The following is a 25,456-nucleotide window of genomic DNA, read 5'->3' on the forward strand; positions in this document are numbered from 1 at the left end:
CGCCACACCCACCGAGAGGCCATCCGGTGAACAGAATGACGCGTGGGGACGCACGTCACCTTTTCGAGTGAAGTGTGCCCCGCTCAGCGCGCGAGCGAGCCCGGGTACAGGTATTGGGCCGGCGGGATCACGGAGCTGTGCGCCCACGCGGTGAAGAAGCCCGACAGGTCCTGCCCCGCCTGCGCCGACGCGAAGTGCTCGAAGTCGGGCCAGGACGCGTTGCCGTCGCGGTGCGCGGCGATCCAGTGCTTCAGCAGGCCGAAGAACTTGTCGTCGCCCATCGTGCGGCGCAGCGCGTGGAGCATGAGCGAGCCGCGGTCGTACAGGGCGTAGTCGAGCGGCCGGTCCTTGCCCGGGTCGTAGATCGGCACCTGCCAGTAGGCCGCGTCGCCCGCGTTCTGCTCGACGATCGAGCGGTAGCTCTCGTCGAGGTCGGCCCCGTTCTCGGCTTCGTCCCACAGCTGCCCCGCGTACTGGGCGAAGCATTCGGCCAGGCAGCCGTCGCGCCAGTCCGAAAAGGACACCGCGTCGCCGAACCACTGGTGCGCCAGCTCGTGCACGGCCGACGCGTCGAAGAACGCGCCGTCGTAGGTCGGGCGGGTCTGCGTCTCCAGCGCGAGGCTGCCCTCGGTGGCCTCCGGCTCGACGACGATCGCACCGGTCGAGTCGAACGGGTACGGGCCGAACGTGTCGGTCAGGAGGCCCATGATCTTCGGCAGCAGCGCCTCGGAGTCGGGGAGGATGCTCGTGTTCTGCCCATACGCGGTGATCACGGGAGTGCCGTCGGCGAGCTTCGAGGTGTGCACGGTGAACTTGTCGATCGCCATTGTCGTGGCGTAGGAGACGATCGGGTGGTCCTCGTGCCAGCGGAACGTCGTGTGGCCGGCGTTCGTGGTCGTCGGGCCGGGCAGCCCGTTGCCCACCACCGTCCACCCGGTCGGCACGGTCGCCTCCAGGTGCAGCGCCGCCTTGTCCGAGGGGTGGTCGTTCAAGGGGAACCACGCCGTGGCCGAGTGCGGCTCGCCGCTCACGTCGATGCCGCCGCCCACGAGCCGGTGCCAGCTCGCGCCCACCGGCGGGCCCGAGTACACGACGCGCACCGCGAAGGTGCTGCCGCGCCGCACCCGCGTGCGCGGCGTGATCACCAGCTCGTGCGCGCCCGACCGGGCGATCGCCTTGGCCGGCACGCCGTTCACGGTCACCGCCGAGACCGTGAAGCCCTCCAGATCGAGGTCGAACCGGTCGAGGTCCTGGCGCGCGGCCGCGTGGACCGTGGTGTCGCCGGTGAAGGAACCCGGGTTCGCGGGGTCGTAGGACGCCTTCACGTCGTAGCGCGAGACGTCGTAACCACCGTTGCCGTCCTGCGGGAAGTACGGGTCGCCGACGCCGTCCGCGCCGATCGCCGACGGCCGCGCCATGCCGAGCGCCGCCGCTCCGCTCGCGACGAGTGCCAGCGCTTTGTACCAGCTCATGCTTGTTCCTTCAGGGTTCCGGGGTGGAGGTAGGGCTCGGGCGGGATCACGGTGCTGTGGGCCCACGCGGTGAAGAAACCGGTGAGGTCGTGGCCGTACTCGCGGGCCACGAGGTGTTCGAAGTCGGCCCAGGAAGCGTTGGCGTCACGGTGCCGGCCGAGGAAATCGCGCAGCGTCCGGAAGAACACGGGGTCGCCGACGGTGCGGCGCAGCGCGTGCAGCATGAGCGGGCCGACGGTGTAAGAGCCGCCGTAGAACCCGTCGCCCGGGTTCGCGAGGGGGATCTTCCAGAAGCCCGGGTCGGCGGCGGCGGTGAGCGCGGCGCGGTAGTCGGCGTCGAGGTCGTGGTCCTCCTTCGCCTCCCGCCACAGCCATTCCGCGTAGGTGGCGAAGCACTCCTTGAGGCAGATGTCGGACCAGCGCGCCACCGAGACGCTGTCGCCGAACCACTGGTGCGCCTGCTCGTGCACGATGTCGGTGAACCGCTCCGGCGGGACCCCGCCCGGGTAGACCGGCCGGTCCTGCAGTTCGAACCCGCCACCGGTGTCGCCGAGGTAGAAGATCCCGCCCGCCGAGGACAACGGGTACTCGCCGAAGCGGTTGGAAAGAAAGCCGAGCACCTCGGGCAGCCGGTCCTCGAACGGCTTCGCGGCCTCCGCGCCCGTGGTGTACGCGTCGACGACCGGGGTCCCGTTCGCAAGGCGTCCCGTGTGGACGGTCATCCGGTCGATCGCCACGCCTGTCAGGTAGGAAGCCACGGGGTGGTCCTCGGTCCACAAGAACGTCTTGCGCCCGCCGCGCACCACCGGCGGCGCGGGCACCCCGTTGCCCACCACGGCCCAGCCCGGCAGGTCCGGCATCGTCACGGCGAGATGGAACGTCGCCTTGTCCGACGGGTGGTCGTTCACCGGGTACCAGCTCGACGCTGAATGCGGCTCGCCGAACGCGTGCACTGCGCCCGCGTCGTCGGCCGTCATCCAGAAGAAGCCCGGCGTGCCCTGGTAGCGCACCCGCACCCGGAAGGACTGCCCGCGCCGCAGGGGTTCGGCGGGCGTGATCACGAGCTCGTGCTCGCCGGTGCGGGTGAAAGCCGCGGGCACGCCCGCCACCGTCACGCTCTGCACGGTGAAGCCCTCGAGATCGAGGTCGAAACGGCTCAGGTCCTGGGTGGCGACGGCGTCGGCCGTCGTGTCGCCGGTGAGGAAATCGGGTTTCGCGGGGTCGTAGTCCAGCGCGACGTCGTAGTGGCTCACGCGGTAGCCGCCGTTGCCGTCCTGCGGGAACAGCGGGTCGCCGACGCCGTCGGACCCGGGGCTCGGGGCGGCGACCGCCGTACTCGAGGCGAGCACGAGGATCGAGCCGGTGGCGACCGCGGTCGCCCACACTCTCTTCAGCACCGCGCCAGGCTGGCAGAACGGCGGGCCGAACCGGTCAGGAACTTGTCAGGGCCGGATGAGGGTTCCGTGATCGAGTTTGCCCGCGAGCCGCCCGAGCCAGGCCACGACCTCGGCCGGCTCGCGGTCCGGCAGCCCGAAGATCACCTCCGTGACCCCCGCCGCTTCGAGCCGCGCGAGGCCTTCCGGATCGGGCCGCGGGCCGAGCGCGGCCACCTGCGGCTCGCCGGTGCGACCCTCGGCGCGCCAGATCTCGCGCAGCAGGCCGACGTTCTCCTCGACGTCCACTTCGGACGGTGTGGTGAGCCAGCCGTCGGCCGAGCGCGCGATCCAGCGGAACGTGCGCTCGGTTCCGGCCGCGCCCACGAGCACGGGAACCCGCTCCTGCACCGGTTTCGGCCACGCCCAGCTCGGACCGAACGCCACGTGCTCGCCGTCGTGGCTCGCGACCTCGTCGGTCCACAAGGCACGCATCGCGTCGAGGTACTCGCGAAGCACGGTGCGGCGCTTGCCCGCGGGCACGCCGTGGTCGGCCAGCTCGTCGGTGTTCCACCCGAACCCGACGCCGAGCGTGACTCTCCCACCCGAGAGGTGGTCCAGCGTGGCGATCGCCTTGGCGAGCGTGATCGGGTCGCTCTCCACCGGGAGCGCGACCGCCGTGGCCAGGCGGATGCGCGTGGTGACCGAGGCCGCGGTGGCGAGCGAGACCCACGGGTCGAGCGTGCGCAGGTACCGGTCGTCGGGCAGGCTCGCGTCGCCGGTGCGCGGGTGCGCGGCCGTGCGCTTGACCGGGATGTGCGTGTGCTCGGGGACGTAGAAGGTGTCGAACCCGGCCGATTCGGCCGCCTGCGCCGCCGCCGCGGGGGCGATCCCGCGGTCGCTCGTGAAGAGCACGATGCCGTATCTCACGACTCCCGACAGTATTAGAACGTGTTTCAGTTTGCAACGAAATCCGCCTGGCCGCCGGAAGTGTTCTACAGGGAGCAGGTGGCCTTCGAGCCACGGAGCACCGCACCGCCCGTCCGGTTTGGCGATTATTCCTGGAAAAGCGGCGCTTGACGTGGGGTGGGCCGGAGGACTGAACTGGTAGGGCGATCACCCGGCCCGATCCGTCCTGAGGAGGGGGTCATGCTTCCCCATCGTGACCGCAGTGCACTGCGGAAGATCGAAGAAGAGCTGGCCGCGAGCGACCCCGACTTCGTCGCGGCCCTGAGCGCCGGCGCCCCGCCCGTGCGGTCACGCGCGTGGCTCACCACCTTGATCCTCGCCGACGTCACCGTGGTGCTGATGATCGTGGTCGGGCTGCTGGCCGGCAGCACCGGCATGTTCCTGTGGGGCCTCGTCACGATCCCGGTGCTCGTCTGGATCCACCGGTCGATCCTCATGCGCAAGCGCGACCACACGGCCGACGACGCCAAGGCCTAGCGCAGACTCAGAGCATCGCGGTGATGTTCGGCCGGACACCGAGCAGCGCCTTGCCGTAGATCTCGTGGTTCACCGCCGGCTGTGCCATCGCGTGGGTCAGTGCGAAGTTCGCATCGCGCCAGATGCGCTGCAACGGGTGCCCGTCGGCGAACCCTCCCGTGCCGTGCGCCGCCACGAGAATCCCGATCGCGTCGACGACGCTCTGCACGGCCAGTCCGATGTCCCCGTGCACCCGCGCCCGCGCCAGTTCGGTCATCGGTTCGCCGCTCGAGAGGGCCGCGTCGACGTCGTCCGCGGCCCGCGCGGAGTGCAGGTGCGCGGTGTCGATTTTCAACGCGGCTTCGGCGAAGCGCACCTGGAACACCGCCGAGTCGGCTTGGCGCGCATAGGCGGTTCCGGTCACACCTTTTGCCGACGCGGCCTCGCGCACCAGGCGCAGCGCGGCCCGGCCGAGCCCCAGCTGCGGCGCCGCCAGCACCACGGTCAGGTACGGCGCGAAGACTGAAACACGTTCCAGAAGCGCGGCCGTGCGCACGACGCGGTGCTCGGGCACGAAGAGCTCGTCCGCGACCACGGTGTCACTGCCCGTGCCGCGCATGCCGGCGACGGCCCACGTGTGCTCGATGCCGTAGTCGCGCGCCGGCACGAGCGCCATCGCGGGCTCGCCGCTCTCCCCCACGGGAATCCCGAGCAGCGCCCAGCCCGCGTGCGCGATCCCCGACGCGTACGGCCAGCGCCCGCCGACGCGGTACCCGCCGGGCACCCGCTCGGCCCGGGCGGTCGGCGCGAGCGCGCCCGCGATCTTCGCCCGCGCGTCCGCCCCGAAAACGTCCTCCTGCGCTCGCTCCGGGAAGAGACTCACCACCCACCCACACGCGTTCACGAGCGTGAGCACCCACGACGTCGCGCCGTCCGCCTCGCCCGCTTCCGCGCCGATGTCGAGGAGCGTCCGCAGGCTCGCCTCGTGGCCGCCGAAGCGCGCCGGCGTGCCGAGCCGGAACAGACCGGCGTCGTCGAGTGCGCGCACGGATTTGTCGGTGAGCCTGCGGTCGGTCTCCCCCTGCGCGGCCTCGGCGGTGAGCAGGGGCCGCAGCTCCCGCGCCCGCGCGACAAGATCGTTCACGGCTCCAGTGTGCCCTCGCGGCTCACTTCCCGGCCACGGCACGCTCCAGCAGCGGTGTGATCCGGTAGGGCACCATCTCGCGCATCACGAGCGCGTTGTGCGTGCGCTCCACGCCGGGGATCTCGAGCATCTGCCCCGCGATGCGGTAGAGGTCGTCGGCCTCCCGGGCCACGACGTGCACCAGCAGGTCGGACTGCCCGGTCAGCCCGCGCACCTGCAGCACCTCCGGCACGGCGGCCAGCGCGCGGCCGACCTCGTCGAGCAGCCGCTGCGTGACCTGCACGGTCACGAACGCCGTGAGCGGGTAGCCGAGCGCCGCGGGGTCGATCCGGTGCTCGACCGAGCGCAGCGAATCGCCCTGTTCCAGCCGCGCGAGGCGGCTTTGCACGGTGTTGCGCGAGAGCCCGAGCTCATCGGCCAGCGCGACCGCGGTGGCGCGCGGGTTGCGGTTGAGCGCGAGCAGGATCCGGGCGTCGGTGGCGTCGAGCCGCTGGCCACTGGGCATGATGCGCAGTCCTCTCGGCGCGCTGAGGCGCGATTCTGGGCGTTCTGCTCACTGAATAGACCATCGGTTGTGCAGCATACCCAGCTCTGTTGGACTGAAGACCGCGTTACGCCCAAGAAGATCGCAGAGAGGTCGTTGTCGTCGTGAGCAGTCCAGCCGCCGAGCGCACACCGGGAACCGCATCGGACACGGAAGTCCTGCGCGAGGTGCAGGACCGCGTGCTCTGGCTTTCGACCGCGATCATCGACCACGCCAACCGCGTGCGCCCGAACCCGACCGGGCTCAAGGTCGGCGGCCACCAGGCCTCCAGCGCGTCGATGGTCTCGATCATGACCGCACTGTGGTTCGCGCGGCTGCGTGCCGAGGACCGGGTGTCGGTGAAGCCGCACGCCTCCCCCTTGCTCCACGCGATCAACTACCTGCTCGACGGTCTCGACGAGAAGTACCTGACGTCGCTGCGCGAGTTCGGCGGCCTGCAGAGCTACCCGTCGCGCTCGAAGGACCCCGACCAGGTCGACTACTCCACGGGCTCGGTCGGCATCGGCGCCACCGCGCCGATCTGGGGCGCGCTGGCGCGGCGCTACGTCGAGTCGACCACCGGCGGCGCGGGCACCGGCCGCCAGTACTCGCTCGTCGGCGACGCGGAGCTCGACGAGGGCGCGGTCTGGGAGTCGATCCTCGACCCGAACGTCCAGGAGCTCGGCGAGGTCGTGTGGATCGTCGACCTCAACCGCCAGTCGCTCGACCGCGTGGTGCCCAACATCGGCGCCACGCGCCTGCAGGGCATGTTCGACGCGGCGGGCTGGCAGGTGCTCACCGTCAAGTACGGCCGCCTGCTGCAGGAGCTGTTCGAGCGCCCGGGCGGCGAGGCCCTGCGCCGGCGCATCGATGACATGCCCAACCCCGAGTACCAGCGCCTGCTGCGCTGCACGCCGGCCCAGCTGCGCGAGCGCCTCGCGTCGGCCGAGCTGGCCCCGCTGCTGGACTCGCTCGACGACGAGACGCTGCACGCGGCGATCCGCAACCTCGGCGGCCACGATCTGTCGGCGCTGCTCGACTCGTTCGACGCCATCGACGACCGCCGCCCCACGGTGATCTTCGCCTACACCGTCAAGGGCTTCGGCCTCGCGAGCGAGGGCCACCCGCAGAACCACTCGTCGCTGCTCACGGCCGAGCAGCTCGGGCAGCTCGCCGAGCGCGTCGGCACGTCGCTCGACGACCCGTGGCACAAGTTCCCCGAAGGCTCGGCCGCGGCTCGGCTGTGCGCCGAAACAGCGACCAGGCTGCACCGCGAACCCGTTGTCGCCCACGAGGTTCCGGCCATTCCCACCGACATCGGCCGGACGCCGTCGGGCCGCACGACCACGCAGGCGGCGCTCGGCCGCGCGCTGCTCGACCTGACGCGGGAAGCACCCGAAGCCGCGAAGCTCGTGGTGACGCTGTGCCCCGACGTCTCGTCGAGCACCAACCTCGGCGGCTGGGTCAACAAGGTCGGCGTGTGGTCGCCGCAGGAGCGCGTGGACTGGTTCGCCGACGACCCCGAGACCATCCTGCACTGGCGCGAGCGGCCCACCGGACAGCACCTGGAGCTGGGCATCGCCGAGGTGAACCTGGTGAGCGCACTGGGCGAGCTGGGCACCACGTGGTCGCGCTGGGGCCGGCCGTTGCTGCCCATCGGCGTGCTCTACGACCCCTTCGTGGAGCGTGCGCTGGAACCGTGGTCGTTCGGCATCTACGGCGGCGGGCAGTCGATCCTCGTCGGCACGCCCTCGGGCGTCACGCTGGCGCCGGAAGGCGGTGCGCACCAGTCGGTGACCACACCGTCGGTCGGGCTCGAGCAGCCGGGCTGCATCACCTACGAGCCGGCGTTCGCGATCGACGTCGAGTGGACGCTGCTGGCTTCGCTGGCGCGCCTCGGCCGGCCCGACGGCACGTCGGCGTACCTGCGGCTCTCGACCCGGCCCGTGGAGCAGAACCTGGCCGCGGTGCCCACCGACCCGGCCGCGCGTGAACGCCGCCGCCGCCAGGTCGTGGCCGGCGCCTACCCGATCCGCACGGCCGCGGTCGCACGCCCGGACGTGACGATCGTGGCGATGGGCGCGATGGTCACCGAGGCGCTGGCCGCCGCCGACCGCCTCGACGCGCTGGGCAAGCACGCCGACGTCGTGTGCGTGACGAGCGCGGGCCTGCTCTTCCGCGCGCTGCAGGCGCGCTCGGGCCAGGACACCGCAGACACGTGGATCCTCGACTCGGCGCTGCCGTCCGAGCGCTCCGCGCCGATGGTGACGGTGCTCGACGGGCACCCGCACACGCTCGCGTTCCTGGCCAACGTGCACCGCGTGCGGGCCGCGCACCTGGGTGTGACGCGGTTCGGGCAGTCGGGCGACCTGGAGAGCGTGTACCGCCACCACGGCATCGACACCGACAGCATCATCCGCGCCGCGCTGGACGTCGCGGACTGACGCGCCGATCGCCCGCGGCCGGTCAGAGACCACCGCGGGCGATCAGCTGGCGCACGATCACGTCCTGCTGGATCTCGTTGGTGCCCTCGCCGACGATCATCAGCGGGGCGTCGCGGAAGTAGCGCTCCACGTCGAACTCGGTGGAGTAGCCGTAGGCGCCGTGCACGCGGATGGCGTCGAGCGCCACCTCCATCGCGGCCTCGGAGCAGAACAGCTTCGCCATGCCGGCCTCGAGGTCGGAGCGCGCGCCGGAGTCGTACTGGCGCGCGGCGTGCAGGATGAGCTGCCGCGCGGCCGTCAGCTTCGTCGCCATGCCGGCGAGGTGGTTGCCCACCGCCTGGTGCTTCCAGATCGGCTTGCCGAACGATTCGCGTTCCTGCGCGTAGCGGAACGCGTCGTCGAACGCGGCCCGGCCCACACCGAGCGCGCGCGAGGCGACCTGGATCCGGCCGATCTCCAGGCCGCGCATCATCTGCGCGAAGCCGCGGCCCTCTTCCCCGCCCAGCAACGCCGACGCGGGCACATGACAGTCCGAAAAGGACAGTTCACACGTCTCCACGCCCTTGTATCCGAGTTTGCCCAGGTCGCGCGAGACCTCGAAGCCGGGCACCTTCTCCATCAGCAGCACGCTGATGCCCCGATGCCGGGGCTCGGCCTCGGGATCCGTCTTGCACAGCAACGCGACGAGGCCGGCGCGACGCGCGTTGGTGATCCACGTCTTGGTTCCGTCGACCACGTACCCGTCGTCGACCCGGCGGGCGCGCGTGCGCATCGCCTGCAGGTCGGAGCCGCCACCCGGCTCGGTGAGCGCCATCGCGGCCCGCAGCTCACCGGTCGCCATGCGCGGCAGGTACTTCTGCTTCTGCTCTTCCGTGCCGTACATGAGCAGCAGCTTCGCGACGACGGTGTGGCCGCCCATCGCGCCCGCGAGGCTCATCCAGCCACGCGCGAGCTCCGCCGTGACGAGCGCATAGCACGGCGTGGACACCTTGACCTCGCCGTAGGGTTCCGGGATGGCCAGCCCGAAGACGCCCAGCTCCTTCATGCGCTCGATCAGCGCCTCGGGGTAGGTGTCCGAGTGCTCGAGGTCGCGCGTCACCGGGCGCACGTCGCGGTCGACGAACTCGGCCACTGTGTCCACAATGGCCTGTTCCTCGGTGTCGAGCTCCCCCATCAGGCCTCCGCCGCGATCCGGATCAGCGAGCGGGCGCCCTGGCCCGCGCGCATCCGGTCGAACGCCTCGGGCACCTCGTCGAGAGAGATGCGGTGCGTCACCAGGCTTTCCAGGTTCAGCTCACCGGCGCGCACCTCTTCGGCGAGCACCGGGATGTCGCGGTCCGGGTCGGACGCCCCGTAGACGGTGCTGGTGAGCGTGCGCGCGAAGTGGAAGATCTCCAACGGGTTGAAGACCACCTCCTGGTCGCGCCGCCCGACGCCGACCACCGTGCAGTGCCCGCCGCGACGCACCGAACTCCACGCCGTGCGGATCGTCGCGGCCGCGCCCACGCACTCGAAGGCGTGGTCGGCACCGCGGCCCTCGGTGAGGCCGCGCACCTGCTTGGCGAGCTTCTCCTCGCTCAGCAGGAAGTGCGTCGCGCCCGCCGCGCGGGCCAGCTCTTCCTTCTCCGGCGAGACGTCCACGGCGATGATCGGCGACGCGCCCGCGAGCTTCGCGCCCAGCACCGCGCACAGCCCGATGCCGCCGAGGCCGATCACGAGCACCGACTGCCCGCTGCGGACCTTCGCGGTGTTGCGCACGGCGCCGACGCCCGTGAGCACCGCGCAGCCCATCAGCGCCGCCAGGTCGAGCGGCACCCCGTCGGGCAGCGGCACCACGGACTTGCCGGGCAGCACCGTCTCCTCGGCGAAGCCGCCGACGCCGAGCACGACGTTGAGCGGCTCGCCGTCGACCTCGCCACGCGGCAAGGTCGTGATGCCTTCGATCGTGGAGCACAGCCACGGTTCCCCGGCCTGGCAGAACCAGCATTCGCGGCACGCCGCGGCCCAGTTGAGCACGACGCGGTCGCCGGGCTTCACGTGCGTGACCTCCGCGCCGGTCTCGGCGACGATGCCCGAAGCTTCGTGCCCGGGCACGAACGGGTACTGCGGTTTCAGCGTGCCGTCGACCATCGAGAGGTCGGAGTGGCAGACGCCGGCGGCGGCGATCCGCACCCGCACGTCGGCCGGTCCGACGGGCGGCAGCACGATGTCGCGGACCTCGGGCACGGCACCCGGCTCGCGCACGACCACGGCTTTGACCACGGTGTCTTCTCCTTCGTCGCGCTTGAGAACTGGTTCAGAGCTGGATGGACTTGATCTCGGTGAACTCGTCGAGCGCGGGGCGGCCCATCTCGCGGCCGACGCCGGAGGCCTTGTAGCCGCCGAAGGGCGCCAGCGGGTTGTAGGCGCCGCCGTTCACGTCGATCTGGCCCGTGCGCACGCGGCGCGCGAACGCCAGCGCGCGGTCCTGGTCCCCGGACCACACCGCGCCGTGCAGGCCGTACTTCGAGTTGTTGGCGATCCGCAGCGCGTCTTCCTCGTCGTCGAACGGGATGATCGACAACACGGGGCCGAAGATCTCCTCCTGCGCGATCGTCGAGTCCGGGTCCACGCCCGCGAACACGGTCGGCCGCACGAAGTAGCCGGTGTCGAGCCCTTCGGGGGTCTCGGCGCCGCCGGTCACCAGCGTCGCGCCTTCGGAGACGCCCTTCGCGATGAACTCCCGCACGCGCTCGCGTTGCGCGGCCGACACCAGCGGGCCGAGCTTCGTCTTCGCGTCCAGCGGGTCGCCGGGGGTGAAGCCCTCGGCGAACTTCTTCGCCAGCGCAACGGCTTCCTCGTGCTTCTCGCGCGGCACGAGCATGCGCGTCCACGCGGTGCAGGTCTGGCCGGCGTTGAGGAAAGCGTTGGAGACACCCACCTTCACGGCCGTGGCCAGGTCGGCGTCGTCGAGGATCACGTTGGCGGACTTGCCACCCAGCTCCAGCGTCACGCGCTTGACCGAGCGCGCGGCGACCTCGGCCACGCGCGTGCCGGCGCGCACGGAACCGGTGAACGACACGACGTCGACCTCCGGGTGCGTCGCGAGCGCCTCGCCGACCACCGGGCCGAAGCCGGTGACCAGGTTGACCACGCCGGCCGGGAAGCCAGCCTCGTGGATCGCGTCGAACAGCTGGTAGGCGCTCAGCGGCGCGACCTCGCTGGGCTTGACGACCACGGTGCAGCCCGCGGCCAGCGCGGGCGCGATCTTGCAGGTGATCTGGTGCAGCGGGTAGTTCCACGGCGTGATCGCCGCGACGACCCCGGCGGCCTCGCGCACGATCAGCGAGTTGCCGACCTTCTCCTCCGGCGCGTCTTCGCCGAGCAGGTCCACGTACGTCTGCACGTCGGTCTGCGGCAGCGCGGCCTGGATGCGCGTGGCGATGCGCAGCGGCGTGCCGACGTCGCGCGCGATCGTCTCGCCGATCTCCTCGGCGCGCTTGGCGAGTCCTTCGTGGAGCTTGCGCAGCAGCTCCGCGCGCTCGGCCCGCGTGGTGGCCGACCACGCCGGGAAGGCCTCACGCGCCGCCCGCACCGCTCGGTCGACGTCGTCGGCCGAGCCTTCCGGGATCTGCGCCTGCACCTGTTCGGTGGCCGGGTTCTCGACGGCGATCGTGGCGGCTCCCGCCGCCGGGACCCACTCGCCGCCGATGTACAGCACGTTGCGCTCTTGCACCGAGTCTCCTTCGACCGGGAACCGCCTTCGCGGCGGATTCTATAGAAAACTCCGGCGGTGTGCCCAGTGCGGATTCGTCACTCGCCCGCCAGCACGCCCTGCGCCGCGAGGAAGTCGACGAGCAGATCGCCGGCGAGCCGAATGTGCGCGCTCATCGCGGCGCGCGCCGGCGCGGTGGCCCCTTCGCGCAGCGCGGCGAGGATCGGCTCGTGGCCGTCACGCGCGGCGAGCGGCCAACCGGGGATGTCGGCGTAGGCGGTGAACGGCACATACCGCAGCGTCAGCGACAGCATCCAGGTGAGCTTCGGTGCGGCCGCGGCGTGGTTCACGCGGCGGTGCAGCTCGAAGTCGGCGCGTTCGGTGGCGTCGAGATCTCCGGCGGCCACGGCGCGTTCCAGCTCGTCCTGCAGCTCGGCCAGGCCGGCGAGGTCCGCGGCGGTGAGCCGCCCCGCCGCGCGGGCCGCGAGCTCGCCGGAGAGGTAGGCCTGCGTGTCGTAGAGGTCGGTCACGTCCTGGCGCGTCACCGGCACCACGCTGAAGCCGCGGCCGGGCCGGAAGTCGACCATGCCCTCGCCGGTGAGCGACATCAGCGCTTCGCGCACCGGAGTGGCGCTCACACCGAGCTGTTCGGCGAGGTGCTCGGTGCGCAGCCGTTCGCCGCCGCGCACGGCGCCACTCATGATGAGGTCGCGAACCTGCTTGGCCACTCGCGGGCTCAGGCGCTCCCCGGGCTGCCGCGTCTGTCCGGCTTCTGCCACGAAACGACCACCCTGCGGGGCTCCGGCGATGATTCACGCCATCGTAGCGCCGGACGATCCGCCGTGCGGCCGCTACCGCGCGGACGCCACCCGGCCTAGCGTTCGCCGCATGGAAACCCTCGACGCGGGCGGGCAGCGGATCGCCTATCGCACCAGCCCCGGTTCCGGCCCCGCCGTGGTGTTCGTGCACGGCAACTCCTCGTCCTCGGCGGCGTGGGCGCGGGTGCTCGACGGCCCTTTCGGACGGCGGTTCCGCGTGCTCGCGCTCGACCTGCCGGGCCACGGAGAGTCCGCGCGCGCCCAGGACCCGGCCACCTACTCGATCCCCGGTTACGCCCGCGTGGTCGCGGACTTCTCCGAAGCGGCGGGCGCCGGCGACGCCGTGCTCGTCGGCTGGAGCCTCGGCGGGCACATCGCGCTCTCCGCCTCGACGCGGCTGCCCGGTGCGCGCGGGATCGTCGTGCACGGCACACCGCCGGTCGCGTCGCCGGCCGACCTCGCCACGGCGTTCCTGCCGAACCCGGCCGTGGCCACCGGGTTCACCGGCGAAGTGTCCCGAGAGGACGCGACGGCGTACGCCCGCAGCCAGCTCGCGCTCGGCTCGCCCCTGCCGGTCGACGCGGCGGTCGCCCACATCCTCGCCACCGACCCCGAGGCGCGCGCGGCGCTCGGCCGCAGCCTGCAGAGCGTCGAGAACGCCGACGAGCGCGCGATCGTCGCCGGCTCCCGCGTGCCGGTGGCGATCCTGCACGGCGCCGAGGAGCAGCTGGTGAACCTCGAGTACCTGCGCACCGTCACCTCGCCCCGGTTGTGGCGCGGCGAAGTGCAGGTGCTGCCCGGCGCCGGCCACACCCCGCAGGACGAGACCCCGGAGGCGTACGAGGCCGTGCTCACTGCGTTCCTCGACGATCTTCGGTGATCCGGATCACACGGAGAACGTCCGCCGTCACCCCGGGCGTCTGGCCCGACAGGTCCCACGCCGTGGGGCCGTCCGACTGGTGTCCGAAGTGGACACCCGAGGAGGGAGAACGCTGTGGGGAACAGGAAAGCGGTGCTGGTGGCGGCCGTGGCCGTGACGCTGGCGGCGGCGGGCACGATCGGGATCACCACCGCGTCGGCGAGCGGCGACCAGCCGCCGGAGGGCGCGCGGGCCACCGTGTACGTGAGCCCCAACCCGGCCACCGCGCGGGGCCAGGAAGTCACGATCACCGGGAACTGCGGTGGCGGCACCGGGCTGAAGTCCGTGCTGGGCGGGCTGCCGGACCATCCGGCGCTCGTCGACATCCGCGTCGCCGACCCGAACCCGGCGCACTACCGGGCCACCGCCCGCGTGTCGGACCTGATCGGCTCGGGGGTCGGGCCGGTCCTGGTCGACTGCGGCGGCGAAGCGGGCGTGACAGTGCTGGTGACGCGCTTCTGAGCCGGACCCGGGGGATCCCGGCGGTGGGATCCCCCGGGCCGGCACCACCGTTCGGCACCGCTGTGAGGTTGCTGTGCATCCGGACGCTCGGCGTGCTTTGCGCCTGAAAGCGTGCTGACCTGGACGGGTGGTGATCAACGTTTCCCGGGCGGCGCTGGCGGTGTCGGCCGCCGCGGTGCTGGTGCTGACGGGCGGCGCGGCGGTGTCCGCCTCGGTCGCGGACTCCGGCGGGCTGCTCGGCAGCGACACCGTCGCGAGTGCGGCCGTGCCCTCGTCGCCCGCGCCTGCACCTGCGACCGCGGCCACCGACGCGGTCGGCGCGTTGTTCTCCGGGGGCAAGCACTTCTGCTCCGCCAGCGTGGTCCACAGCCCCGCCGGCGACCTCGTCCTCACCGCCGCGCACTGCCTCGGCGGCGGTACCGAGGGCCTGACGTTCGAGCCCGGTTACCACGACGGCGTCGCCCCCTACGGCAGCTGGACGGTGACCGCCGCGGCCGTGCCGGCGGGCTGGACGGCCTCGGCCGACCAGGACCTCGACTTCGCGTTCCTCACCGTCGCCCAGCCCGGCACCGCCGCGTCGCTGGAAAGCCTGACCGGAGCGAACCAGCTCGGCGTCGACCGGGGCTTCACGAACCCCATCACGCTCACCGGCTACCCGGACACGGCCGACGCCCCGGTCGTTTGCGCGAACACCACGACGCAGTCCGACACCTACCAGCAGCGCGTGGAATGCCCCGGCTTCCCCGACGGCACCAGTGGCGGCCCGTGGGTCACGGCGGCCGACCCGGCGACCGGGCTCGGCACGGTGGTCGGCGTGATCGGCGGCTACGAGCAGGGCGGCGACACCCCCGACGTGTCCTACAGCGCGTACTTCGACGACGACATCCAGCGGCTCTACGACTCCGTCGCCGGCTGAGTCCAGCAGGTAACAACCAGCACAGTCTCTTGTGAGGACCGACTCCCGCCAGCTAGGTTGCCTTTGCCAACCGAGCTCGACGGGAGCCCGTCCATGTCCCCAGCCCCGGTCCGTCCCGGCGCGGTCCTGCTCGTGGTCTCGGCCGCGACGTTCCTGGCGAGCCTCGACCTGTTCATCGTCACGGTCGCGTTCCCGGCCATCCGCACGGCCTTCACCGGCGCCGACCTCGCGACGACGTCGTGGGTGCTCAACGGCTACACCGTGCTCTTCGCCGCCTTCCTCGCCCCGGCGGGCCGGCTGGCCGACCGCTACGGCCGCCGGCGGCTGTTCCTGCTGGGCGTCGCGGTGTTCACCCTTGCCTCGGCCGCGTGCGCGGCGGCGACGTCGATCGAGCTGCTCGTGGCGTTCCGCGCGCTACAGGCGGTGGGCGCGGCGCTGGTGATGCCGACCGCGCTGGCCCTGCTGCTCACCGCGTTCCCACCCCACCGGCGCTCGATGGCGGTCGGGGTGTGGGCGTCGATCGGCGCGGTGGCCGCGGCGCTCGGTCCGCCGGTCGGCGGCCTGCTGGTGGAAGCGTCTTGGCGCTGGGTGTTCCTGGTGAACCTGCCGATCGGGGTGCTCACGCTCCTGTTCGGCCCGCGGGTGCTGCGCGAAACTCGCGACGGCACCACCGGAGTGCCCGACTTCCTCGGCGCGCTCGGCCTGCTCGTCGGCGTCGGGGCGCTCGCGTACGCACTGGTCGAGGCGCCCGACCGGGGCTGGGGTTCGCCGGCCGTGCTGATCGCGTTCGTCGTCGCCGCGGTGGCGCTGGCGTGGGTCCCGTGGCGCTCCGCGCGCCACGCCGTGCCGGTGCTCGACCTGCCGGCGCTGCGCGTGCCGACGCTGTGGCTGGCGTGCCTCGCGGTCGCCGTGTACTCGGCGGGCTTCGGCGCGATGCTGTTCGGCAACGTGCTGTTCCTGACGTCGCAGTGGCACGACTCGATCCTCGTGGCGGGCTTGTCGCTGGCGCCCGGCCCGCTCGTGGTCGTGCCGATGTCGCAGCTCGCGGGCCGCCTCGCGCACCGCACGGGCCCCGGGCCGGTGATCGCGGCCGGTGGCCTGGCCATGGCGCTCGGCGTGACGGTGTGGCTGCTGCGCATGGGATCCGAACCGGCCTACCTGACGGCGATGCTGCCCGGGCAGCTCCTGACCGGCGCCGGCGTGGGCCTCACCATGCCGAGCGTCTCCGGCATCGTCGCCACGGTCCTGCCCGCGGCCCGCTGGGGCGCGGGTTCCTCGATGATCAACACCAGCCGCCAGATCGGCACGGTGCTCGGCACCGCCGTGCTCGTCGCGATCTACGCCGGCACACAGGACCTCGCGGCCTTCCGGCGCGGCTGGCTGCTGATCCTCGGCACCGGCGTCGCGACGTCCTTGGCGGGCCTCGCGATCGCCACCCGCCGACGCACGGACCACGTACCCGAGGGCGCGGCGGAGCCCACTCTCGCCACGCGAACTTGATCTGGAGCGCGCCGACCGGGCCGGGCCGCCGCCGTTGTCCGGACTGCGAACGGTCTCAGCGCTGCCCCGCGGCCAGTGCCCGCACCTGCTCCTCCCCCAACGCTCGGCCGTACAGCCGGAAATCCGCGACCGCGCCGCGGAGGTACGGGTGTTTCGGGTTCTGCGAACGGCCGAGGTAGTTCAGCTGAGTGGCGCCCAGCAGGAGCGGGCTCATCAGCGGTGCCGGGTTCATCCCGGTCAGCTCCCCGTTGAAGTACAGCCGCAAGCCGGCTCCCGCGGTGACCGCGACGTGGGTCCAGACGCCGGCCGGGAGGGCGACGGCGGCGTCCACGAAGTCCTCCGCCTCCATGCCGCCCAATTTCATGGCGCAACGGGCGACGCCGTTGCCGTTGCGCGGGGTCAGGAACAGATACGACTGCGCGTTGAACCCGAGGTCGAACACCCGCGCCGAATTGACGATCGTGTCCGGGCGGACCCACATCGACACCGTCAGCTCGGTCAGGTTCGCCGGCAGGCCCGGGGCCAGCCGCACGTGGCCGTCGACCCCGTCGAGCTCGATGCCCCGCTCCCCGACCGCCGCGCCGCCGGCCAGCACCGCGGCCGGCCAGCGATGCGTCTGTTCCGACAGGTCCGCACCGAGCGGGTACAGCGCCACGGTCTTCCGCGCCGGCCGGTCCGGTGGCGAGGCGAAGTAGACGCTGTAGTGCTCGTGCTGCACGTCCAGGAACGGGCTCAGCCGCAGCCGTCGCTCCCCCGCCAGCACGCCGAACTCCGCCCGCCCCGGCTCACGCCGCAGCGTGCGCGGGTCCACCGTCGGGATCACCGGCGGCACCTCCGAGCCGTGCCGGGCGGCCAGCACCAGCGGGCCGTAGGTGAGCGCCCGCACCGCGGGATTGTCCGGCGCGGGCAGCCACCGCGCGGCCATCGGCAGGTGCAGCTCGACGACGTCTCCCGCGCGCCACCGGCGCCGGATGGTCGCGAACCGGCCCGGCTGAGCAGGAACCGAGGAGCCGTTGACCGTGAGCAGGGGATACGAGACCCACGAAGGGATCCGCACACGAAGTGCGAACGAGCCGGAGCCGTCGACGCGCAATCGCACCGTCTCGTCGTACGGGTACTCCGTCTCCATCCGCACCGAGGCACCATGGAAGTCCACTGTGGACGGGATGAACAGGTTGACGTACAACGTGTCGTCCGAGGTGAAGTAGATGTTCTCCGCGTACTTCACGTGCGTCTCGAGGCCGGTGCCGTGGTCGCAGGTGAAGTTGCCGTAGTCACTGCTGTACGTGCCGGGATCGGAGGTGACGCCTTCCTTCGGCTTGCGCTCGGTCCCCGGCGTCAGCCCGGTGTAGTAGGTGACGAACCCGTGCGCCGAGTCCGGGTCCTGCTCGCCGAGCAGCTGGTTGAGCAGCGTCCACTCGTAGTGGTCGACGTACTCGGTGCGGTCCGGATCCTGCAGGAACAGCAGCCGGCCGAGCTTGAGCATGTTGTAGCTGTTGCAGTTCTCGCAGGTGTTCTCGCCGAGCTGGCTGACGACCTGGTCCGGCGGCCCGAAGAACTCCGCGTTGGCGTTGCCGCCGATCACGTAGCTGTGGTGGTGCACGACCTGGCCCCAGAAGTACGTCGCGATCGTGCGGTAGCGCTGCTCGCCCGTCACGTCGTACTCCGCCGCCGCGCCGACGATCTTCGCGATGTCGGTGTTCGCGTGCCGCCCGGCCAGCGTGTCCTGACCCGCCGAGAGCGGCGTGAAGATCTCGTCGTGGTCGAACCGCCGGGCCAGCGTGAGGTGCAGCGGGTCCCGCGTGATCGCGTACAGGTTGGCCAGCGCCTCGTTCATCCCGCCGAACTCGGTGTGCAGCACCTTCTGCATGGCCTCGTGCGAAAGCGGCGCCGTGCGCGCGTCGATCCAGCGCGCGATGCCCCGGGCGACGTCCAAAGCGCCGGCGGTGCCGAGCAGCCGGTGCTGGTCCAGCAGCCCGGCGAGGATCTTGTGGATCGTGTAGTACGGCGCCCACACGGACTTCCCGGCTTCGAGGTTGGCGAAATCCGACTCCGGGAACGCCGACAGGTAACCCTCGTTGTACCCCGCGGCCGGCGCCGCCGCCTGGCACGCGGCCAGGGCGGCCACCAGCGTCGCGCCCTTCGCGGCCAGCTCGGCGTCACCCGTGTTCGCGGCCGCCAGCGCCAGCCCGGACAGCAGGTGCCCCGTGGTGTGCCCGCGCAGCTGGATATCAGGGGCCTCCCAGCCACCGCACGGTTCGGCCGAGGTCGGCAGGCCGACGTTCAGCCGGAACGTGTGCAGCAGCCGGTCGAGGTCGACGAACCTCAGGTACGCCACGGTCCGGCGCATGTTCGCCAGGTACCGGCTCTCCAGCAACCGGACCCCGCCGAGCGCGACCGGCCGCACCGAAACCCCGCCGGCAGCCGAAGCGGTCCGAGGAACCACGGCCGCCAGGCCGAGCGCGGCACCGAGGCCGAGCGCGGTGCGCCGGGTGACGTTCATCGGACTTCCACCTGTCGGTAGGGCAGCAGGCGCACCGGTCCGACCAGCCCGTAGGCCTGCCGTGCCGCGATCGCGAACACCTCGGGACGGCTCACCCGGAGCCGGTTGTTGAGTGTGGTGGCGATCTCCACCTCGATGCTGTTGCGCCCGGACCGCAGCCACGGCCCGATGTCGACCACAGTGTCGAGCACGTCCGACGGTGGCAGCGCCGTGCCGTTCACCCGCACCCCGTAGGTGTCGAACACCTCCCCGAGGTCCAGATACGCGCCCAGCCCGCGCTCCCACCGGCCCAGGTCGACGGTGGTGCGGTACCGGCCGATGCCGGAGACGTCCTCCAGCCCGGGGATCGACGGCCAGGCCGCGAGCGCCGTCAAGGAGAACCGCCGCTTCGGCTTGATCGTCTGCGTCGGCGTCGCGCCCGGTTGCCAGTCCTCCACTTCGAGGCCCCAAGTGGACAGACCGATCGGCGCGGGTGGGGCTGCGACGGCGGTGCGGGCGACGCGTCCGTTCGACAGCGTCGTCGAGTACGTGCCCGCGGCCGATTCCCGCACCACGAGCTCGCCGTCGAGGTAACGCACCTCGGCCGCGTCGCTCGACTCGGCGTGTGGGCCGCGATCGGCTCGCCCGAGCGCGATGATCACCGACTGGCCCGGGTTCAGCGACACCGAGACCCGCACCTTGTCCCCCGAGCGGGAGAACACGCCGAGGCGCTCGGCTTCGCCGGTCCAGGCGTTCAGCACGGTCGGCTGGGCGTCGCGGTCCTGCGCGGTCAGCCAGACGTCCTGCGTGACCGCGGTGATCTTGCGGTTCTCCGCGTGCCGGGCGTTGCAGAGGTAGTAGTAGTCGGTGTCGCCGTCGATGCGGTGCACGCTCATCACGGTGGACGGGTCGTGCTCCACATCGCGCGTGACGCCCAGCTCGGCCAGCGCGGCCGGGATACCGGTCGCGTCGGCGACCACGCGGACCGTGCGCTGCGCGAGCAACACCGTGACCAGGGACTTCAGCCGGTCGTTCTCCCCCGTCAGCACGATACCCTCGGCACGCACGTCGGACCAGGTGCCGATGACGATCGTCGGCAGGCCCGCCTTGGCGAAGTCCAGCAGCCGCTGCGCCGCGGGCACGGACAGCGTGTGCTCGCTGCCGTGGAACTGGTCACCGCCGAGGATCATCGCCTTGTACGCCGGTCCGTCGGGCGCCAGCCGGCCGTGCCGGACGACAGCGCTGGGCAGCTCCAGCACCGCCTCGCTGAGAAAGCCGTGGGTCCAGCCGGCCGGGATGCCGTCGTTGGTCGCCCACGGTGCGCCGATGCCGGTGGAGGTCCAGCCCTTCTGCCGGAAGAAGGCGAGGTCCACCTGCGGCCGTCCGGTGCGCAGCACCAGCTGCGTACGGGCGAACCAACCGGCGATGTCCGGCACGTGCCCCCAGGTCGGCTGCCGCGGGCCCCACGCCTCGGCGTAGCCGATGCCGGTGCCGTTGTACGGCGAGAAAGCCGCGAACCCGGGCCATTGCGCGCCGGGCGCCATGGCGTAGGCGAACCCGTGCAGCACGGCCTGGTTCACCCCGCCCGCGAACACGCTGCCCATCGTCTGCAGCACCTTGTCCCAGGTGGTGTTGTACGCGCCGTTGGCGTAGGCCGCGGACTCGCACGAGAGCAGCCGGCGCCCGCCCATGTCCCGGCCGGACGCGAGGACCCGGTAGTCGTCGAGGTTCTTGAACCCCAGCGACTCGCTCTCCGGCACGTCCAGCAGCGCCGCGCTGCGGAGGGCGTCGGTCTGCAGACCGTAGGGCTGCACGCGCATGGTCATGCCGAGCCCGTGCGCGAAGTCCCGCACCGGGATGAGGTGGTTCTCGTGGTACAGGTCCGAAAGCACCTGGTTGTAGTCGTCACGCACGTGGTTCGAGGTGTCGGCGTCGAAGGCGAACGGGAACTTGCCGGACTTCTGCACGACCACCGGCAAGTACGGCAGGAGGTCGTACCCGGCTCGCTTGCGGAACTCGGAGAGGAAGGCCGGTGTCCAGATCGTCGCGTCGGTCTCGATCTCCAGCGAATCCTCGAACAGGTCGCCCCCGACGTCCTTCAGCAAGCTCCGGATGTTGGGGGTGAGGATCGTCGAGTTCCACTCGTCGAGCACCACCTTCGTGCCCGCCGCACTGAAGTGGTCGACGACGTAGGCGAGCGGCGTGGTGTGGGGACCCGCCTCCGGCTGCTGCGCCGAGCCGCGGGCCCAGTACGCGAGCAGCATCCAGGTGCCCTCCGGCGCGGTCCAGCTGATCTGTCCGTTGTGGACTTCCACGGTCCGCACCGACGCCGGGTCCAGCGTCACCGTGGCCGCGGTGGCCGAGCCGACCACCTGTGCGGCCTGGACGGCGACCAGCTCTTGCTTGCCCACGCCGGCTTCGGCGGGCACCAGCGCGGCCGGCGGCGGCCCGGTGTAACTGCCCTCGACGGTGACGACACCGTGGGCCAGCTCCTTGCTCGCCGCGCCGTCGTCCGGCGTGATGGTCGGCACCGCGGTCGGCCAGCACGGGCCCATCGCGAGGTCGACGGTCAGGCCGCGGGCCTTCGCCCGCCGCAGGGCCGCCTCCACGGCCGCGAGCCACGCGGGGGTGCCCCAGCCGTGGTGCTCCGGGTCCATGACGGTCTGCACGCTGTGGTGCACGTCCTGGATCTCGACGCCGCCGAACCCGGCGTCGGCGATCTGGTCCACCTCGCGGGCGATCTCGGCGAGGTCGACCAGCCCGTGCGGCCACCACCAGCGGAACTTGGCGGCCGTCGAGGCGTCCGGCTTCGCGAACTGGCGGGCGAAGGACTTCCCCGGTGCGGCGAGGGCGGGCGGGGCCCACGAGAGGGTGGCGCCCACGCCGAGCGCCGCGCCGATCGTGAGCACGGTACGTCTGGTGACGGTCATCGGGTGGCCTCCAGCCTGGCGGTGACGGCGGCCTGCGGGCGCAGCGCGACCGGGCCGACGAGACCCGACGGCAGGATCTTGTTGCGCACGTTGGCCAGGGTGTTGGTGACGCGGACGCTGATCGTGTTGACGCCCGGGTGCAGCGCCTTCGTGGCGTCCACCGTGTACGGGTGCCAGAGCGCGGTGGGCAGCGTGGTGCCGTTCACCGTTGCCGTGGCGAGGTCGTGCACCTCGCCCAGGTCCAGCACCAGCTTGCGCCGCGCGAGGTCCGCGGCCGTGAGCGTCACCGTCGTGGTGTAGACGGCGCTGCCCGAGAACGTCGGCGCGAAATCGGTCCAGGAGCCCAGCGGCCGCTCTGTGGCGACGGCGCCGTCCTGGTCCAGCCGGACGGTCCACGGCCCGTTGAGCGCGATCGGCGCCAGCGGGTCGGTGACGCGCACGGTGCCCCGGTAGGCACGGCCGTTCGCCTGGCCGGTGAGCGCGTATGTGCCGGGTGCCGTCGCGGTCACCGCGGCCTGCATGTCGCGCCCGGTCACGGAAACCGAGCCGGCGGGCAGGGTGCCGTCGGTCAGGTGCGCGGTGTCGTGGACGCCCTTGCGGAACACCACACCGAGCGTCTCGTACGGCTGGAGCGTGACCGGGACGCCGGTGGTGGCCCGGCCGCTCGAGTACGCCGTGGCGACCTTCGCCGTGCCGGTGCGGGGGTCCCAGATCTCCGGCGTGCCGTCTACCGGGAACGTCACGGTGGTGGTGACCGCCGCGTCGCTCTCGTTGTTCAGCAGGAACGCCGTGTCGGCGCCGCGGCCGGTGCGCTGCACCCGCACGGCATCCGCCGCGGGCTGCAGCCGCGCCGCGCCGAACCCGGCGTTCTGCGCCAGGCCCGCGATCGCGTTCACGTCGGTCACGAGCGCGACCGCGCCGGCACCGCGGCGGGCCCACGAAGCGCCCGCGTCGCCGAACAGGTTCCGCAGCTCACGCGTCAGGTCGGTGTCACGACCGGTCGCCTCCCGGGCCGGTAGCGGGCCGACCGCGACGAGGTGGCCGCCGGTCTGCACGAACTTCGCCAGCGAGCGGGCGGTCGCGAGATCGAGGACCGGCGTGCGCGGCAGCACCGCGAGCCGGTAGTCCGCCTGGCCGACCTGCAGGGTCCCGCCGCGCGGGACGGCCTGGAAGCGTGCGGCCGGATCACCCGAGAGCGACGAATCGCTCAACAGGTCGAAGTCGACCAGCCCTCGTTCCAGCGCGTACGCCGTGCCCGAGAAGTCGGCGTCCAACTGGTGCGAAGCGTCGGACACCCGGGTCTGCTCGGCGGCCCGCTGCGGCTGCACGAGAGCTGTCCGGGCGAGGTTCTTGCCGCGGCCGAGCTCCATCACCCGGCCGATCCACGCGTCCACGTCGGGCATGTCTTCCCAAAACGTGCTGCGCGGCCCGAACGGCGGCGCGAAGGTCACTGAGGTCTCGTCGGTGTACATCGCGTGCAGGAAGGTGAGGTTGTCGCCGCGGGTGGCCAGCGCGCCGACGGTGGCGTGCATGTAGTCCGGCGCCACCTGCCAGCCCGCGTTGCCGAAGGTCTCCATCAGCGACCGCGGTGCCCCGCTCTGGTGGGCGGCCGAGGAAGCGTTGCGCGCCAGGGTGGTCTGCTGACCGGCGGTGTAGTCGGTGGTGATCATGTCACTGCCGGGCACCTGCGCCCACTGGTTGTCCTTCGACAGGTCGCCCGTCGAGTTCATCCGCTGCTGCGGGCCCTGTTCGTCGAGCAGCGGGTTGGAGATCAGCTTCAGGTGGTGCTGGGCCATCCAGTCGGCTTCACGCTTGTAGTAGCTGGTGGAGAACAGGTTGTCCACGGCTCGCCAGTACGCGCCGGCGGCCTGGTCCGCGACCGGGTCGAGGCCGTCGGCCGCCGCGGTGTACGCGACGCCGGGGGTACCGCCGGCCGCGCGCACGGCATCGGCGAGCCCGGGTGAGGAAGGCAGGCGCTTGAAGGGGTGTGGTTGCGCCGACGCGATGAACGGCTCGTCGTCCCAGAACCCGGGCACGACCGTGCCCATCGCCCACGGGAAGCGGCGCACGTACTCCTCGGGCGCGATGCTCAGGAAGGCGTCCGTCGCGTTCGGGTCGAGCAGGTCGAGGTACCCGCGGGTGTAGCCGCTGGAGTCGTCCTGCAGAAGGACCTGCGAGTACACGTCGACCTGCCAGCGGCCCGCGGGCACCTGCCAGGTGCTGCCTTTCAGCTCCACGGCGGCGTTCGTGCCCACCGGCCGCGCGGCCGCCGCGGTGACGCCATCGAGGTCCGCCCGGTCCTGCGGGAAGTCCGCGAGCGCGGTGGCGTCGTCGAAGGTCGAGGACCACAACTTGGTGCCGTCCGGCGCGGTGACGGTCAGGTCGTCCCACAGCGAACGCTGCGTGCCCTCGGCCGACACCGCCGCGGCGCCGGTCGGGTAGCTCGCGTCGGTGGCCGCGGGCTGCACGGTGTTGTTGATCTTCGGGGTGATCGTGCTCCCGGAAACGGTGACGCTCACCGTCTGCACGTGGGTCGGGGTGAAGCCCGGGGTGTTGACGCCGGTGGTCAGCCGCGTCCGGTTCGCACCGTCCACTTTGTACACGCTGGCCGCGCCCTTGGAGTCCACGTCCACCAGGTAGCCGTGGGTACCGTCCGAGCGCACCGCCAGCTGGACCCCACCGGTGGTCAGCGTGACCTTGCCGCTCACGGTGTAGTCGCTCCAGCCGGCGCCGGCCGTGATCGGCGCGGCACCTGGTCTGGTGGCGGGGTCGACGACCAGCTTGCCGGTGTCCACGCTGAGCCCCGAGGTCTCCGCGAGCTGCAGCGTCGACGGCCCGGTGACGATCCGGGTCGAGCGCAGCAGGCCCTTCAGCCGCAGGTCCGGGCGCGCGGCGATGGTGCGGTTGCCGAGCGTGCCGCCGTCGACCACGTAGTTCGCGCCGCGGCCGCTCGGGAAGTTGTTGTCGTTGAACAGCCACATCTTCATGCCGGTGCGCTGTGCCTCGCGCAGCACGTGGCCGACGAGCGTGAACCAGTCCTCACTGAGGAAGACCGGTTTCATCGTGTCGCCGCCGAGCGGGAAGATCACCGCCTCGTACACGCCCTTGGCTCGCATTTCGGCCATCTGCCGGTCGGTGATGTCGCTGGTGATGGTGTTGTTCCAGTACCAGTAGATCGACGGGGTGCTGTCCTTCGGCGGGTTCGCGAAGGCGGCGGGGTCGAACCGGGCCAGGTTCGTCGTAGCGGCCGGGCCGGGGTCGCGCCCGGCCGTGGCGGGGGCTGCCGCGGTGACCACGCCGAGTGCCGTGGCCGCCGCGAGCACGAGCGACATCAATGTCCTGTGCATGGGATTC

Annotated in this window: 18 protein-coding genes; 6 read left to right on the plus strand and 12 right to left on the minus strand. The window is 71.9% G+C overall.

All coding sequences use genetic code 11. The features are described 5' to 3' along the window. Window positions 1-83: 83 nt before the first annotated feature. From AB0H62_RS18140 to AB0H62_RS18150, 3 genes are read right to left on the minus strand one after another with little or no spacing between them, the layout of a single operon-like run. Window positions 84-1,472, minus strand: coding sequence for a M1 family metallopeptidase (locus AB0H62_RS18140; protein ID WP_360586984.1), 1,389 nt, complete (start codon window positions 1,470-1,472; stop codon window positions 84-86). Next, window positions 1,469-2,869 carry a M1 family metallopeptidase gene (locus AB0H62_RS18145; protein WP_360586986.1) on the minus strand — a complete coding sequence of 467 codons (1,401 nt, stop codon included), beginning with the start codon at window positions 2,867-2,869 and terminating at the stop codon, window positions 1,469-1,471. Before AB0H62_RS18145 ends, AB0H62_RS18140 begins: the two co-directional genes overlap by 4 nt. A gap of 45 nt (window positions 2,870-2,914) precedes the next feature. Next, window positions 2,915-3,775 carry an LLM class F420-dependent oxidoreductase gene (locus AB0H62_RS18150; RefSeq protein WP_360586988.1) on the minus strand — a complete coding sequence of 287 codons (861 nt, stop codon included), beginning with the start codon at window positions 3,773-3,775 and terminating at the stop codon, window positions 2,915-2,917. Between the two features lie 219 nt (window positions 3,776-3,994). On the opposite strand from AB0H62_RS18150, the gene AB0H62_RS18155 reads away from it, so the two are divergent. Next, complete coding sequence (locus AB0H62_RS18155; protein WP_220241844.1) at window positions 3,995-4,291, plus strand: DUF3040 domain-containing protein; 297 nt, start codon at window positions 3,995-3,997, stop codon at window positions 4,289-4,291. Window positions 4,292-4,298: 7 nt separating this feature from the next. Here AB0H62_RS18155 and AB0H62_RS18160 read toward each other — a convergent pair whose 3' ends face one another. Next, complete coding sequence (locus AB0H62_RS18160) at window positions 4,299-5,414, minus strand: acyl-CoA dehydrogenase family protein (RefSeq protein WP_360586991.1); 1,116 nt, start codon at window positions 5,412-5,414, stop codon at window positions 4,299-4,301. 22 nt (window positions 5,415-5,436) lie between these two features. Further along, window positions 5,437-5,919, minus strand: coding sequence for an Lrp/AsnC family transcriptional regulator (locus AB0H62_RS18165; RefSeq protein WP_220241846.1), 483 nt, complete (start codon window positions 5,917-5,919; stop codon window positions 5,437-5,439). Window positions 5,920-6,062: 143 nt separating this feature from the next. Between AB0H62_RS18165 and AB0H62_RS18170 the strand changes: the two genes are divergently transcribed. Next, window positions 6,063-8,381, plus strand: a complete 2,319-nt coding sequence (locus AB0H62_RS18170) for a transketolase C-terminal domain-containing protein (RefSeq protein ID WP_360586993.1) — start codon at window positions 6,063-6,065, stop codon at window positions 8,379-8,381. A 22-nt stretch (window positions 8,382-8,403) separates the two neighbouring features. On the opposite strand, the gene AB0H62_RS18175 is transcribed toward AB0H62_RS18170, so the two are convergent. The 4 genes from AB0H62_RS18175 to AB0H62_RS18190 form a co-directional block, all read right to left on the minus strand. After that, window positions 8,404-9,555, minus strand: coding sequence for an acyl-CoA dehydrogenase family protein (locus tag AB0H62_RS18175; protein WP_360586995.1), 1,152 nt, complete (start codon window positions 9,553-9,555; stop codon window positions 8,404-8,406). Then, complete coding sequence (locus AB0H62_RS18180) at window positions 9,555-10,643, minus strand: Zn-dependent alcohol dehydrogenase (RefSeq protein WP_220241849.1); 1,089 nt, start codon at window positions 10,641-10,643, stop codon at window positions 9,555-9,557. The genes AB0H62_RS18175 and AB0H62_RS18180 overlap by 1 nt, the downstream gene beginning before the upstream one ends. 34 nt (window positions 10,644-10,677) lie before the next feature. Beyond that, on the minus strand, window positions 10,678-12,096 hold the full coding sequence (locus AB0H62_RS18185) for an aldehyde dehydrogenase family protein (RefSeq protein WP_220241850.1): 1,419 nt from the start codon (window positions 12,094-12,096) through the stop codon (window positions 10,678-10,680). 77 nt (window positions 12,097-12,173) lie between these two features. Further along, complete coding sequence (locus AB0H62_RS18190; RefSeq protein ID WP_360586998.1) at window positions 12,174-12,854, minus strand: GntR family transcriptional regulator; 681 nt, start codon at window positions 12,852-12,854, stop codon at window positions 12,174-12,176. Window positions 12,855-12,963: 109 nt separating this feature from the next. Between AB0H62_RS18190 and AB0H62_RS18195 the strand changes: the two genes are divergently transcribed. The 4 genes from AB0H62_RS18195 to AB0H62_RS18210 all read left to right on the plus strand — a co-directional run bounded on the left by AB0H62_RS18195 (window position 12,964) and on the right by AB0H62_RS18210 (window position 16,690). Then, window positions 12,964-13,773 (plus strand): alpha/beta hydrolase, encoded by an 810-nt coding sequence (locus tag AB0H62_RS18195; RefSeq protein ID WP_360587000.1) that lies wholly within the window; start codon window positions 12,964-12,966, stop codon window positions 13,771-13,773. Between the two features lie 114 nt (window positions 13,774-13,887). Continuing rightward, window positions 13,888-14,274 carry a hypothetical protein gene (locus tag AB0H62_RS18200; RefSeq protein ID WP_360587002.1) on the plus strand — a complete coding sequence of 129 codons (387 nt, stop codon included), beginning with the start codon at window positions 13,888-13,890 and terminating at the stop codon, window positions 14,272-14,274. Between the two features lie 127 nt (window positions 14,275-14,401). Then, window positions 14,402-15,190 carry a trypsin-like peptidase domain-containing protein gene (locus AB0H62_RS18205; protein ID WP_360587004.1) on the plus strand — a complete coding sequence of 263 codons (789 nt, stop codon included), beginning with the start codon at window positions 14,402-14,404 and terminating at the stop codon, window positions 15,188-15,190. A gap of 93 nt (window positions 15,191-15,283) precedes the next feature. Then, on the plus strand, window positions 15,284-16,690 hold the full coding sequence (locus AB0H62_RS18210; RefSeq protein WP_360587006.1) for an MFS transporter: 1,407 nt from the start codon (window positions 15,284-15,286) through the stop codon (window positions 16,688-16,690). Between the two features lie 55 nt (window positions 16,691-16,745). On the opposite strand, the gene AB0H62_RS18215 is transcribed toward AB0H62_RS18210, so the two are convergent. Genes AB0H62_RS18215 through AB0H62_RS18225 form a run of 3 tightly spaced genes read right to left on the minus strand, consistent with a single transcriptional unit; the run spans window position 16,746 to window position 25,449 of the window. Beyond that, entirely contained in the window at window positions 16,746-19,193 is a 2,448-nt protein-coding gene (locus tag AB0H62_RS18215) for a beta-L-arabinofuranosidase domain-containing protein (RefSeq protein WP_360587008.1), read from the minus strand. Then, on the minus strand, window positions 19,190-22,102 hold the full coding sequence (locus AB0H62_RS18220; protein WP_360587010.1) for a glycosyl hydrolase: 2,913 nt from the start codon (window positions 22,100-22,102) through the stop codon (window positions 19,190-19,192). The genes AB0H62_RS18215 and AB0H62_RS18220 overlap by 4 nt, the downstream gene beginning before the upstream one ends. After that, entirely contained in the window at window positions 22,099-25,449 is a 3,351-nt protein-coding gene (locus tag AB0H62_RS18225; RefSeq protein ID WP_360587012.1) for a glycosylhydrolase-like jelly roll fold domain-containing protein, read from the minus strand. The genes AB0H62_RS18220 and AB0H62_RS18225 overlap by 4 nt, the downstream gene beginning before the upstream one ends. Between the last annotated feature and the right edge of the window lie 7 nt (window positions 25,450-25,456).

It is taken from the genome of Amycolatopsis sp. NPDC050768 (assembly GCF_040654155.1).
In the GTDB taxonomy this organism is placed as follows: domain Bacteria; phylum Actinomycetota; class Actinomycetes; order Mycobacteriales; family Pseudonocardiaceae; genus Amycolatopsis.